Annotated in this window: 10 protein-coding genes; 3 read left to right on the top strand and 7 right to left on the bottom strand. The window is 67.3% G+C overall.

The genetic code is table 11. The features are described 5' to 3' along the window. Window position 1: 1 nt before the first annotated feature. A complete protein-coding gene (pflA, locus tag AB0O89_RS08260; RefSeq protein ID WP_300591475.1) occupies window positions 2–814 on the top strand; it encodes a pyruvate formate-lyase-activating protein in 813 nt (270 codons plus the stop codon). On the opposite strand, the gene dxr is transcribed toward pflA, so the two are convergent. Together dxr and AB0O89_RS08250 are read right to left on the bottom strand one after the other, a co-directional pair. After that, complete coding sequence (gene dxr, locus AB0O89_RS08255; protein WP_363496122.1) at window positions 808–1893, bottom strand: 1-deoxy-D-xylulose-5-phosphate reductoisomerase; 1086 nt, start codon at window positions 1891–1893, stop codon at window positions 808–810. The two genes, pflA and dxr, sit on opposite strands and share 7 nt — an antisense overlap. Window positions 1894–1940: 47 nt before the next feature. Next, entirely contained in the window at window positions 1941–2891 is a 951-nt protein-coding gene (locus AB0O89_RS08250; RefSeq protein ID WP_363496119.1) for an FKBP-type peptidyl-prolyl cis-trans isomerase, read from the bottom strand. A gap of 188 nt (window positions 2892–3079) precedes the next feature. Between AB0O89_RS08250 and AB0O89_RS08245 the strand changes: the two genes are divergently transcribed. Then, a complete protein-coding gene (locus AB0O89_RS08245; RefSeq protein ID WP_363496229.1) occupies window positions 3080–3796 on the top strand; it encodes a lysophospholipid acyltransferase family protein in 717 nt (238 codons plus the stop codon). Between the two features lie 9 nt (window positions 3797–3805). Here AB0O89_RS08245 and AB0O89_RS08240 read toward each other — a convergent pair whose 3' ends face one another. Further along, window positions 3806–4288, bottom strand: a complete 483-nt coding sequence (locus tag AB0O89_RS08240) for an OsmC family protein (RefSeq protein ID WP_363496116.1) — start codon at window positions 4286–4288, stop codon at window positions 3806–3808. Window positions 4289–4341: 53 nt separating this feature from the next. Between AB0O89_RS08240 and AB0O89_RS08235 the strand changes: the two genes are divergently transcribed. Next, a complete protein-coding gene (locus tag AB0O89_RS08235; RefSeq protein ID WP_363496113.1) occupies window positions 4342–5331 on the top strand; it encodes an asparaginase in 990 nt (329 codons plus the stop codon). Window positions 5332–5343: 12 nt separating this feature from the next. Here AB0O89_RS08235 and AB0O89_RS08230 read toward each other — a convergent pair whose 3' ends face one another. From AB0O89_RS08230 to AB0O89_RS08215, 4 genes are all read right to left on the bottom strand, one after another. Next, window positions 5344–8148 (bottom strand): FtsK/SpoIIIE domain-containing protein, encoded by a 2805-nt coding sequence (locus tag AB0O89_RS08230; protein WP_363496110.1) that lies wholly within the window; start codon window positions 8146–8148, stop codon window positions 5344–5346. A 95-nt stretch (window positions 8149–8243) separates the two neighbouring features. Further along, window positions 8244–9020 carry a protein phosphatase 2C domain-containing protein gene (locus AB0O89_RS08225; protein WP_363496107.1) on the bottom strand — a complete coding sequence of 259 codons (777 nt, stop codon included), beginning with the start codon at window positions 9018–9020 and terminating at the stop codon, window positions 8244–8246. 106 nt (window positions 9021–9126) lie between these two features. Beyond that, on the bottom strand, window positions 9127–11148 hold the full coding sequence (locus AB0O89_RS08220; RefSeq protein ID WP_363496104.1) for an ABC transporter ATP-binding protein: 2022 nt from the start codon (window positions 11146–11148) through the stop codon (window positions 9127–9129). Continuing rightward, window positions 11145–12878 (bottom strand): ABC transporter ATP-binding protein, encoded by a 1734-nt coding sequence (locus tag AB0O89_RS08215; RefSeq protein WP_363496101.1) that lies wholly within the window; start codon window positions 12876–12878, stop codon window positions 11145–11147. Before AB0O89_RS08215 ends, AB0O89_RS08220 begins: the two co-directional genes overlap by 4 nt. Window positions 12879–13047 lie beyond the last annotated feature (169 nt).

The following is a 13047-nucleotide window of genomic DNA, read 5'->3' as shown; positions in this document are numbered from 1 at the left end:
CATGACCGCCGTCGCGCTTCCGCAGCCGACGGTCCACGCGGGCCGCCTTGAGACGCACCACGCGCGTCTTGAGGCGGCCCGCGCCGGCGAGGTGGGAAGCGTCCACTCGTGGGAGCTTGTCACCGCCGTCGACGGGCCGGGTACCCGGATGACGCTGTTCCTCTCCGGCTGCCCGCTGCGCTGCCAGTACTGCCAGAACCCCGACACGTGGCTCCAGAAGGACGGCACGCCCACGACGCTCGCCGAGATCGTGACCCGCATCCGTCGCTACGCCGGCGTCTTCCGGGCCACCGGCGGCGGACTGACGATCTCAGGTGGCGAACCACTGCAGCAGTCCGCGTTCGTTGCCCGCATCCTTCACGAAGCGGCAGCGGAAGGCATCCACACCGCCATCGACACCTCGGGCTACCTGGGTCGCAACGCGTCCGACGCGATGCTCGATGACGTGAGCCTCGTGCTGCTGGACGTGAAATCCGGCATCCCCGAGACCTACCGCACGGTCACCGGACGCGAGCTGCAACCGACCATCGACTTCGGTGATCGCCTCGCCGCCCGGGGAATTCCCACGTGGATCCGCTTCGTTCTCGTGCCGGGACTCACGGATGCCGAAGACAACGTCGACGCCGTTGCTGGTATCGTCGCGCGGTGGTCGAACGTGGAGCGGGTCGAGGTTCTCCCGTTCCACCAGATGGGCGCCTCGAAGTGGGACCGCCTGGGGCGTGCGTACAGCCTGGCTGAGACCCGCGCCCCGGAACCGGAGCTGATCGAACGCGTTCGCCGGCAATTCCGCGCGCGCGGCCTGACGACCTACTGACCTGACCGCACGAGCTCGGCCGCCCTGCGCCGGGCCCACTGTTCGGCCTCCGCGAGGCTCTCGCGGGTGAGCGATGACGGCGCATCATGGGCATCGACGACCCGCTCGACGGTCACGAGGATGTCGAGGAATCCGATGTCCCCGTCGTGGAAGGCATCCACAACTACCTCGTTTGCAGCATTGAAAACCGCCGGATACGTTCCGCCTGCGCGCCCCACGCGCTTTGCCAACGCGACGGCAGGAAAGGCTTTCTCATCCAGTGGCTCGAAGCTCCAGGTGGTGGCGACGCTCCAGTCGATAGGTGCACCGACTCCGGCGATGCGATGCGGCCAGTCCAGGCCGAGCGAGATCGGGAGGCGCATATCGGGCGGGGATGCCTGGGCGATCGTGGAGCCATCACTGAACTCCACCATCGAGTGGACAACCGACTGCGGGTGCACCACCACGTCGATCTGTGCGTAGGGCACGTCGAACAGCAGGTGCGCCTCGATCACCTCGAGGCCCTTGTTGACCAGGGTCGCCGAGTTCGTGGTGACCACCCGGCCCATGTTCCAGGTCGGATGCGCCAGCGCCTCGGCAGGCGTCACTGACTCCAGCGCTTCGCGGGAGCGGCCACGGAACGGGCCGCCTGACGCGGTCAGTACCAAGCGGCGGACCTCTGCCCGTTCGCCGGAGCGCAGGGCCTGGGCGATCGCAGAGTGCTCGGAATCCACCGGGACGATCTGCCCCGGCTGCGCGAGCGCTGTCACCAGTTCGCCGCCGACGATGAGTGACTCTTTGTTCGCCAGCGCCAGCGTCCGCCCCTCCTCCAGCGCGGCGATGGTCGGCCCGAGGCCGACCGATCCCGTGATGCCATTGAGGACGACATCAGCCTCGACATCCCGAACCAATTGCTCTGCCTCACGGATGCCGACAGCTGTGCTCTCAACACCGAACTCGCGGGCCTGTGCCTCGAGGACCTCGCGCTGACTCCCGGTCGCCAGACCCACGACCTCGAACCGGTCCCGGTTGCCCCGAATGACATCGAGGGCCTGTGTGCCGATCGACCCGCTGGAACCGAGAATGATGACGCGGCGCATGCGCTCAGCCTATCGAGGGCCTCGCGCTGCGCCGCGTCGGGACGTGCTCAGCCCGCCGCGGGCTCGGTCGAGATGATCTGCACGACGAAGACGAGAGTCTCGCCGGCCAGCGCGTTGGTGTTGGTCACTGACGCCTCGCCATATCCACACAGGGGCGACATCGACACGAGGACGGTCGAGCCGACCTTCTGCCCTTCAAGTGCTCGCTGGAAACCGGACACGACCTGCGTGGTCTGGAAGGTCGCGGGCGAGCCCTTCTCCCAACTGGAGTCGAAGACGGTGCCATCGCTCCACTTCACGCCGGTGTAGTTGACCGTAACGCTGTCACCGGGCTCGACGACGGCGCCGTCGCCCTCCGTGAGAACGTCGACGACGACACCGCTCGGCGGGTCGGATGCGGGGATCGAGATCGCAGGGGCACCGCTCTCGTCGAAGGCGACGGTCGGCATCGCGGCGTCTGCGTCCACGACCTGGCACCACTGATCGGCCGGCGTGACATCGAGCACATCGAGGACGTAGACCTGCGCTGCAGTCTCGCCCTGGCCAGGAACTGCCAGAACGATCCGGGATCCCGCCGTTGCGCATCCGAAGAACTCATCGATACCCGTGCCGACCTCCACCGGAATCGGCGCGAGCGGCGCGGCCTCGTCATACCCCGCAGAGTCCACCTGAGCTCCCGTGTCACCGTCGAAGACGGTAAGGGCGTAGGAGACATACGCCCCGTCAGTCAGGGCAGTTCCGTCGCCGGTGATGGCGACCGTCCGCTGCAGTGCATCAACAGCGATCGGGGTCGAGAACGAGGCGGTGGGGACCTGTCCGAACTCGCCCTCGACTGTCACGGACTCGGAAACGGGGCCCGACTCCGCAGCTGCCGCGCAGAGTCCACCATTATTGACGGTTGTCGCCGTCGGGTCGCTTTCGGCAGCCGATGAACAACCAGCGAGAAGTAATGCCGCGGTCGCGGCGACGGTCAGGGCGAGAAGGGAGCGTGAGCGCACAATGATCCTCTGCTGTGGGCGGATCCCTCATCCTTTCGCACAATTCCTCTGTCTCCGCTGGGAATCGCATGCTCCGCGCCATTCCGATCGGGGAATGAAAGCGGCGGTAGCCTCGACGGATGACCGTCGACCCCACCGCCCCCGCAGCCGAGGAGCCCGTGACTGCTGGCGCTCGGACCCGTCGACGCATGGGTGTCGCTTACGTACTCGGACGTACGGTGATCACGCCGCTTGCACGTCTGATCTATCGACCGCGCGTCGAAGGCAAGCATCTGGTACCCCGGAGCGGACCCGTCATCTTCGCGAGCAACCATCTCTCCTTCATCGACTCGATCGCCATCCCGGTCGCTGCGCCGCGCCAGGTTCACTTCCTGGCGAAGTCCAGCTACTTCGAAGGTTCAGGCCTCTCGGGGTGGGCTTCTCGCCAGTTCTTCACGTCGATCGGAGCGATTCCGGTTCGTCGTGGCGCAGGTCAAGCCGCCCTCGACGCCCTGGATCAGCAGCGCGCCCTCCTCGAGACGGGGAGCGCCGTCGCGCTGTATCCGGAGGGCACACGCTCGGTCGACGGTCGCCTCTACAAGGGGCGCACGGGAGTCGCCTTCCTGGCGCTCCAGACCGGCGCACCCGTCGTTCCCGTAGGTCTCATCGGCACGGACAAGGTCATGCCGAAGGGTGCGACCGTGCCCTCCCCGAAGCACCGCATCACTGTCAAGTTCGGTGAGCCGCTGGATCTGTCCCACCATGGCCACGCTTCCTCCGGTCGCGCCCGCCGAGGCGCAACCGACGAGATCATGGCCGCGATCCATGCCCTGTCGGGGCAGGAACTCGCCGGCGCCTACAACGAGGTCCAGCCGCAGTCGCCGATCGAACGCATCAAGCAGGCACTCCCCCACGAGCGCCGCTGACCGGCGGGCTCAGGTATCGAGCCCTACCACGAGTGTCGTGGGGCGATGGTGGACCGGAAAGTTCACCGAGTTCGCAATGAAGCACCACTGGTTGGCCTGATGGTGGGCAGCCTCGGCGGCGGATCGCATCGACTCGTCAGCCACCGTAACGACGGGGTGCAGCGTCACCTCACGGAAACTGCCGCCACCGCGACCGTCCTCCACCATGACTCCGGTCGCGGTGTCCCGATACGCGACCACCACGACCCCGGCCTGAACGGCCGCGTGCAAGTAAGACAGCAGGTGGCACTCGCTCAGGGCCGCAACGAGGAGATCCTCCGGGTTCCACCTCGACGCATCCCCACGAAACGGCTTGTCGCTGGAGGCCAGAAGCTCCGGCTTCCCCTCGATCTGCAGCGTGACGTCTCGGGCGTAGTCGCGGTAACCAGCGGTGCCGACACCGCGGTTGCCGGTCCATTCGGCGCGAACGGTGTACTCGTGTTCACCCAGCATGGGCCCAGTCTGGCATCGCTGTTCACGCTGGCGGCCCCGGATAGGCTGTGGGAGTGCCTGAGACGTTCCCTGTTGCCGCTGCCGTCGAGCTCGCACGGGTGGAGCGAGGCGGATTCGTGGAGTCACGCCATGCCGGGGCCGCGATCGTCCTGAATCCCGATGGGCAGGTCATCGAGAGGCTCGGTGACACCGATGCACCCATCCTTCCGCGGTCGTCCCTGAAGCCGATCCAGGCGCTTGCATGTCTCGCGGCGGGGGCACAGCTCGAAGGTGAGACGCTGGCGCTCGCGACCGCCAGCCACGCGGGAACCGACCGGCACGTCGCCGTCGTCCGCGACATCCTCGACGCCGCCGGGCTGGACGAGCGGAGCCTCCAGTGCCCGCCTGCCTGGCCGTCCGACACAACCACACGAGATGCCCTGGTCCGCGCCGGAGGAGAGCCCGAGAGACTCCGCATGAATTGCTCGGGAAAGCACGCGGCAATGCTCTCGGCGTGCGTCGCGCAGGGGTGGGACCTTGCCACCTACCTCGACCCCGAGCATCCGCTGCAGGTTCAGATTCGCGAGCTCGTCGAGCGGCTGACCGGAGAGCGCGTGCAGGCATCCGTCGTCGATGGATGCGGCGCTCCCGTTTTCGCCCTCACGCTGTCGGGCCTTGCCAAGGCAGCGCACCGGATCGGCGGTTCCTCGGAGCGGTCGCCGTTCGCGCTCCATCGCAATGCGGCGGCGCTGGTCGCGGCAGTGCGCCGGCATCCCTGGACGATCGACGGTCCCGGCCGGGCCGACACGATCACGATCGAACAGACCGGGGTCTTCGCGAAGGGCGGTGCCGAGGGCGTGATGATCATGGTCGCGCCGGATGGGACGACGGTTGCGCTCAAGATGCTTGATGGTTCGGCGCGGGCCACTTCCATCGTCGCGCTGCGTCTTCTCGAGCGAGCTGGTGCATTGAGCGCCGCCGAGGTTTCGCGTGCTCGGGACGAGCTGCCGTTGCGGGTGCGCGGCGGCGAGCGCGACGTCGGCGTGATCTCCCCCGCCTTCTGATCCTCGTCTGCATCATCCGAGGCGTACCCGCCTGACGTCGCGTCCGGGCTCGAGGAGCCATCCGCGCGAAGCCCCCGGAAGGCACAGCGGAGGAAGGTCTCGTCGTCCGGTGAGGATGCGGTACTCCCCCGAGCATGACGGATCGATCAGAAGCGGGCCTTGTGCGCGCAGGGTTGTGAGCGCCGCCCAGAATCGCTGCCACTGCTCGGGTTCAGCACGCACGACGAGCGAGCGTTCCGGCTCCATCGTCGGTGGGCTGCCCCCGACGAGCGCGTCATCGGGGCTCATAACCACCACGTCACGAGCAAGCCATTGTTCCTGAGTGCGCTCAGCGCCGGGGGTGGGGCGCGTAACCCAACACGTCAGTCCGGCGGGCGGTAGCCAGGAGGACGGATGCGGCGCGTCTCCGCTCAGTGCAGAAGCTTGGGCTCGAAACACCTGGACGAGCGTCCCGCCGAGCCGGCCTCGACCCGGCGGAGCGGCGAGGTCGTAGTGGCCCGGCATGCCGCCTGCCGCGAGGTAATCGGTGCGTTGGGCGTGGCGAAGCAGGAGCCGGCGCGGCATCAGGTCAGCGATGCGAGCGAGCGGCGCCGTGAGGCGTTCCAGACCGAGCAGGAAGGGACGTCCGTCCCCAGAAGAGCGGACTATCGTTTCGAGGAGGCCGGCGGCTGCGTGGGCGTAGTCCGGCGGAAGCGCCGCCAACAGGGCGTCAGCCTCATCCACCACGACGGCGCCGTGCCGTGAAACCGCAACGCGGTTCAGGGTGTCCCAGGCTGCTTCGAGATCACCCGCATCTATCCATGCATCCACCCGATCCAGCTGCGCCGCGAGGGTATGCAACGCCGTGGTCACTCCCGAGCCCGCGGTGCCGATGACGCACAGTCCCCTTTCAGACCGCGCCAGCCCGATAGGCTCCTGGCGCTGCAGGTGAGGCTCGTCAGCGATGCCGATGAGCAGCACCTCGTCGTCTCCATCGCGACGGGGAAGCGGGGCGTCGACCGGGAGGGGTTCGAGCCACGGCGCCTGCACCCGTGCACCGTGGGCGCGGGCAGCGAGCTCAGACACGAACTCGTCGTCTGCCAGCGCGACGCGAATCAGCACCGGACGCTCGTCTCCCGCCCGTCTCACGTGAGCTGTGCCGGCGCTGTGCGCTCCAGCCGGCATCCGCCCGGCGGCGTCATCTCCAAGCATCAGACGGCAATCGGCGGCATCGGCGGCTCGCAGAACGACGCGCAGCAGACAGTTCGCCAGGAGCGCCTCTCGAAACACCCCGGTGGCGCGCTGCGTGCCGAGGATGACGTGGATGCCCAGCGCCCGCCCCCGCGCCGTGAGGTCGATGAAGAGGTTGGCAAGCTCGCCGTGAGAGCTCAGCAGCGTGGCGAATTCGTCGACGACCACGACCAGTCGCGGGAGGTCGGTCGTCGCCTCTGCGATGTCACGGATGCCTGCTGCGGCGAGGAGACCCTCACGGCGACGCACTTCCGCCCGCAGGCTCTCAAGACCGCGCGTTGCCTCAGCCGCACCGAGGTCGGTCAGTACACCGGTGACGTGCGGGAGGCTCCGAAGGGACGAGAAGGCGGTGCCGCCCTTGAAATCGGCGAGGACGAACACGACATCCTCGGGCGTGTAATGCGCCGCGAGGGAGGCGACCCAGGTTCGTAGCAGTTCGCTCTTGCCGCTGCCGGTCGTACCGACCACCAGCGCATGCGGTCCATCGCTGACCAGATCGAGGCAGAACGGTCTCGCACCAGACCTGCCGATGACACCCGCGAGCGTCCGCGAACCCGCGACGGGCGGTACCGCGGGGCGGGTGTCGAGCAGACTACCGAGCGACAGCTGGCCGTCATCCGGCGCCGTCGGCGCACTCTTCGCGCGCAGGGAGCGGGCCAGAAGGCTCGCCTGGAACTCCGAGAGGACCTGCGGATAGACCTCGAGCGTGGCCTCACCGGTATCCAGTGTCGCGTGCGCTGCTCCGGTGTCCGTCTGCCCGACGAGCATCCGAACCGCAGCGCCACCCCCGTTACCGACGAGGATCGCGGCGTCGGCCGCTCCCTCGGCGCGTTCCCATCCACTCGACAGGCCCAGCGCGACGCGGCACTGACCTGGGGTGACGCGGTGCGGAAGCTCCTCGACCCAGGCGAACCCCTCCGGAACGTCACCGACGATCTCGAGCCGACCCGGCGGATGGACCAGACAGAGTTGCACGATCATCGCACGCACCACACCGGCAACGAGCGGCTCGGGCCCGTCCACTCCGAGGCTGCCGCGCAGCGGCACGACGATCGGAGCATCCCGCATCGTCGGCCTGGACGCGCCCAGCGCCGTCGTGGTGCTCTCGGGCGCGGAGCCCTCGGCGCGGAGGCTGGTCACCTGCGCGGCAGACAGTTCCATCGGCACGTCGCCGCTTCCCACCACCAGGTGCCCCTGGCGACCGAGGACCTCCCGCCAGACTTCTGCCGGTTCGTCAAGAAGACGGCGGATGTCGGGCGAGCTCCGCCACGCACGGTCGCGTTCATGAGACACCACCTGCTCGATCGCCGCACGCAGCGAGGCCGAATCCGCCTCGGCTATGGCATCGTCCCGGCGCCCCGCACGCCGTGCCGCCCACATGCGGTCTCCGAACCCTGCCACCGCCATCAGCGGTGCGAGCGCGGCGAACCACAGACTCAGGACAGACCCGGTCACCGCCCACAGCGCCACGGCCCCAAGCACCGGCACCGCCGTCGCGAGAATCGGAAGACCTGTCGCGCCGCGAACAGGGCGACGCCCGCTCTTCACGGATGACCGGCGAGGTGCGGTGCCAGACGATGAACGCATGGCCCCAGCCCATCATCGGGTCCAGCGCGGTCACGGTACCGGGCCCGCCATCCTGCGCGACCGGAGAGAACGCCGTGTTGGGGAGGAGCGGAACCTCAGGCGCCGGGGACGCGAGCGACGTTCACAACGACGATCGAGATGTTGTCTCGTCCGCCGTTCTCGAGCGCGGCATCCAGCATCGCTTCGACCGCCGCCGCCGGCTCGGGGTGCTCGACGAGGAAGTGCTGAATACCGAAGTCGGTGAGCTCCTTGGTCAGTCCGTCGGAGCAGATGACGAATCTGTCGCCGTCGACGACGTCGAGTCGGACGTAGTCGGGTGTGACGCTCTCGCTCGGCCCGAGAGCCCGAGTGATGACGTTGCCGTACGGGTGGTTCTCGGCTTCTTCCGGACTCAATCGCCCCGAGGCGATGAGCTCCTGCACGACCGAGTGGTCTGTCGTGACCTGAACGATAGCGCCATCGCGCAGCAGGTAGACCCGCGAATCCCCGATGTTGAGGGCGACCCAGGATGCCTCAGCCCCCGACACATCCAGAAACAGCCCGGTCACGGTCGTGCCGGTAGCCTCGTCGGTTGCTTCCGGGCGAGCTGCGATGTCTTTCACCGCTCGCGCGAGGGCCTTCTCGATCGCTTTGGTGGAGACCGAACCTGTGTCGGCAACCGCGTGAAGACGTTCGACAGCGCTCGCGCTGGCGATCTCACCACCGATATGGCCGCCCATTCCATCGGCGACGACGAACAGCGGGTACTCCGCGAGGACGGCATCCTGATTGATCTCACGCCGACGGCCGGTATCTGTCACCGCGGCCCACGCGAGCTCGAGGCGATCGCGTGCCAGGTCAACGGTGCGGGAATGGGCGGAAACCTCGGCCACGCGACCCTTTCCTCGTCGTTGTCGGTATCGGCGCCAGGCACCGACCGTCACATCCTAATCGAACGTCAGGTCCCGAGCGGGGACATACCGCGCCGGCGATGCGCCGTCATCCGTTCACGCTGGGCTCGGCGCCCTCATCGGCGGGAGCCTCGAACTGTGCGTTATAGAGCGCCCAGTAGGCCCCCCGCGCACGCAGCAACTCGTCGTGCGTCCCTTGTTCGACAATCGCGCCGCTCTCCATGACCAGGATGAGGTCGGCATCCCGAATCGTCGAAAGACGGTGCGCGATGACGAACGAGGTGCGGTCACGGCGCAGTCGAGACATCGCGCGCTGGATCAGAAGCTCCGTGCGGGTGTCGACCGACGAGGTTGCCTCATCGAGAATCAGGATGCGCGGATCCGCGAGGAACGCCCGCGCGATTGTGACGAGCTGGCGCTCACCGACCGAGAGATTCGTCGCCTCATCATCGAGCACCGTGTCGTACCCGTCCGGCAGGGCATGGACGAACCGGTCGACGTATGCCGCGGATGCCGCCGCCACGAGCTCTTCCTCGGTCGCGTCCGGCCTCCCGTACGCGATGTTCTCTCGGATCGTGCCCGAAAACAGCCACGTGTCCTGCAGCACCATGCCGGTGCGCGCCCGCAGGTCATCGCGCGTCATCCGTCGAGTATCGAGACCGCCGCCTGGAAGCCCCGCCGCGGTGTCGAGCAGGATGCCGCCCTCATCCACGTCGTAGAAGCGCATGACGAGGTTGACGAGCGTCGTCTTTCCCGCGCCTGTGGGTCCCACGATCGCGACCGTGCTTCCGGATGCGGCGCGCAGGCTCAGATCATCGATCAGCGGCGTGTCGGCGGCATAGCGGAAGGACACGTCGCGGAACTCGAGCGTGCTCGCGTCGTTCGGCACGGTCTCCGCGGGCTGCGGATCGTCGGTCTGCTCGGGCTCATCGAGCAGCTCGAAGACCCGCTCGGCGCTGGCCACGCCCGACTGCAGCAGGTTCGCCATGGATCCGAGCTGACTGAGGGGCTGCGTGAACTGCCGCGAGTACTGGATGAAGGCCTGCACGTCTCCGATCGAGAGCATCCCCCCGGCAACCTGCAGCCCGCCGACCACCGCGATAGCGACGTAGACGAGGTTCCCGATGAACATCATCGCGGGCATGATGATGCCAGACAGGAACTGTGCCCCGAAGCTCGCGCGGTACACCTCCTCGTTCTCGGCGGCGAAGTCGGCCTCGGCCTCGCGCTGGTGGCCGAAGACCTTGACCACCGAATGCCCCGAGAAGGTCTCCTCGATGCGGGCGTTGAGAACCCCCGTCGCCCGCCACTGGGTGACGAACAGCGCTTGGGAGCGGCGTGCGACGAGGACCGTGACCACGATCGTGAGGGGAATCGTCACCAGTGCGATCACCGCCAGCAGCGGCGAGATCACGAACATCATGACAAGGACGCCGATCACCGTCAGGAGCGAAATGACGACCTGCGACAGTGTCTGCTGGAGGCTTTGACCGATGTTGTCGACGTCATTGGTGACGCGGCTCAGCAACTCGCCGCGCTGCACCCGGTCGAAGTACGACAGCGGCAGGCGGTGGATCTTCTGCTCGACCTCGATGCGCAGTCGGTGCATCGCGCGCTGGACGACACCGTTCAGGATGCGGGCCTGCAGCCAGCCGAACAGGCTCGCGCCCACATACACGGCGAGCACGAGCAGCAGGAGTTGGCCAAGGGCTGCGAAGTCGATACCCGCGCCCGGGGTGAAGGTCATCGTGGAGAGCAGGTCTGCCTGCTCCTGCTGACCGTTCGCGATCAGCTGGTCCATGATCTGCTGCTGCGTGGTTCCCGCGGGAACATCCGAAAACTGCAGCGAGACGAACCCGGCGAAAACGAGGTTGGTGCCCTCCCCGAGGAGCTTCGGTCCGATCACCGACAGCGCGACCGAGAACACACCCAACACGATGACCAGGATGAGGAGAGCATTCTCTCGGCGCAGATGCGCGAGCAGTCGCTTCGCGCTCGCGCCGAAGTTCTGAGCCTTCTGGACGGGCATTCCCATGCCGCGCCCCATGGGGCCACCACCCATCGGACCGCGCGCGGGAGCTGCACCTGCAGCGGGACGTGGCGCGCTCATGCTGCTGCCTCCGCCGAGAGCTGAGAATCAACGATCTCGCGGTAGGTCTCGCACGTCTCCACGAGCTCCTCATGGGTGCCGATGCCGACGATCCGGCCGTGGTCGAGCACCACGATCTGGTCGGCGTGCTGAATCGTCGAGACCCGCTGGGCGACGACCAAGCGCGTAGCGTCGGGGAGCTCGGTGTCGAGGGCCCGGCGAAGCGCGGCATCCGTTCGCAGATCGAGGGCTGAGAACGAGTCGTCGAAGATGAAGATCGGGGGGTTCTTTACGAGCGCGCGAGCGATCGCGAGGCGCTGACGCTGTCCACCCGAGACATTCGTGCCTCCCTGCGCAATCGGAGCGTCAAGTCCCAGGGGGAACGCCTCGACGAAGGAACGCGCCTGCGCAAGCTCGAGGGCACGCCAGAGGCTCGCGTCGTCGGCGGCGGCATCCCCGTAGCGCAGATTGGACGCGACGGTTCCCGAGAACAGGAAAGCCCGCTGCGGAACCAGCCCGATCCGCGCCCACAGGTCGTCGGGATCGTAGGAGCGCACATCGACGCCGTCGACGCGCACCTCCCCCGCGGTCACGTCGAACAAGCGCGGCACGAGCCCGATGAGCGTCGACTTGCCCGACCCGGTCGATCCGATGATCGCTGTCGTCGTGCCTGGCTCGACGGTGAAGGTGATGTCGTGAAGAACCGCATCCTGGGCGCCGGGGTACGCGAAGTCGACGTGGGAGAACTCGACCTTGCCGCGCGGCACCGGCGCGCTGACGGCCTCTGCGGGAGGCTCGACCGAGGGCTCCGTGTCCAGGACCTCACCGATCCGCTTCGCACAGACCGCGGCGCGCGGGATCATGACGAACATGAAGGTCGCCATCATGACGCCCATGAGGATCTGCATGATGTAGGTGAGGAAGGCGAACAGCGTGCCGATCTCGACGCCGTCGTTTTGCACCTGGAAGGCGCCGAACCAGATCACCGCGACGCTCGACACGTTGAGCACGAGCATGACGACGGGAAACATCAGCGCCATGAGGTTGCCCGCGCGAAGTCCCGTTGCCATCACGTCGCGGCTCGCGACGTCGAAGCGCTGGCGTTCGTGGTCTTCACGAACGAAGGCGCGGACGACACGGATGCCGCTCAGCTGCTCGCGCATGATCTGATTGACGCGGTCGATCCGCTGCTGCATGACCGTGAACGCGGGAACCATTCGCACGACGATGAGTGAAACCAGGATCAGCAGCACAGGCACCGCTACCGCCATGAGCCACGACAGGCCGGGGTCCTGGCGAATCGCCATGATCACCCCGCCGATCGCGAGCATCGGGGCCGAGACCATCAGCGTCGCCGAAACCTGCACGAGCATCTGCACCTGCTGCACGTCGTTCGTGTTGCGCGTGATGAGAGACGGCGCGCCGAAGCTCCCGACCTCGCGCTGCGAGAACGCGACGACGCGGTGGAAGACATCGGCCCGCAGGTTCTTGCCCATTCCCATGGCAAGTCGCGACCCGAAGTACACGGCGATGATCGCGCACACGACTTGCACGAGCGAGATGACGAGCATGAGACCGCCGGTCGACCAGATGTAGGCGATGTCGCCGGTCACCACACCGTTGTCGATGATGTCAGCGTTCAGAGTCGGAAGCAGCAGCGACGCGATCGACTGAGCGAGCTGAAACACGATGACGGCGATGATGAGCGGCCACGCGGGTCGCAGGTATCGCACCAGGAGGGTCCAGAGCACGAGGAGGTCCTTCCACCGAACGGACGGTCGGCTCCCCGCGGACACGTCCTCGCTGACGCTACGCCCGGCATCCTGCGGCAGGCAAATCACTCGGCTGCGCCGTCAGCGAACGGCCGAGATTGCAACAGCCGAACGTGTGAGAGGCCCCCACCGTGCGGTGGGGGCCTCT

This window comes from Microbacterium sp. NPDC076895, from assembly GCF_040687115.1.
Taxonomy (GTDB): Bacteria; Actinomycetota; Actinomycetes; order Actinomycetales; family Microbacteriaceae; genus Microbacterium.
This window is presented reverse-complemented; position numbering and strand designations above follow the sequence as displayed.

Coding starts and splice junctions, on each gene's coding strand:
- pflA (WP_300591475.1), top strand. CDS start 2: ATGACCGCCGTCGCGCTTCCGCAGCCGACGGTCCACGCGGGCCGCCTT.
- dxr (WP_363496122.1), bottom strand. CDS start 1,893: ATGCGCCGCGTCATCATTCTCGGTTCCAGCGGGTCGATCGGCACACAG.
- AB0O89_RS08245 (WP_363496229.1), top strand. CDS start 3,080: ATGGGTGTCGCTTACGTACTCGGACGTACGGTGATCACGCCGCTTGCA.
- AB0O89_RS08240 (WP_363496116.1), bottom strand. CDS start 4,288: ATGCTGGGTGAACACGAGTACACCGTTCGCGCCGAATGGACCGGCAAC.
- AB0O89_RS08230 (WP_363496110.1), bottom strand. CDS start 8,148: ATGCGTTCATCGTCTGGCACCGCACCTCGCCGGTCATCCGTGAAGAGC.
- AB0O89_RS08220 (WP_363496104.1), bottom strand. CDS start 11,148: ATGAGCGCGCCACGTCCCGCTGCAGGTGCAGCTCCCGCGCGCGGTCCG.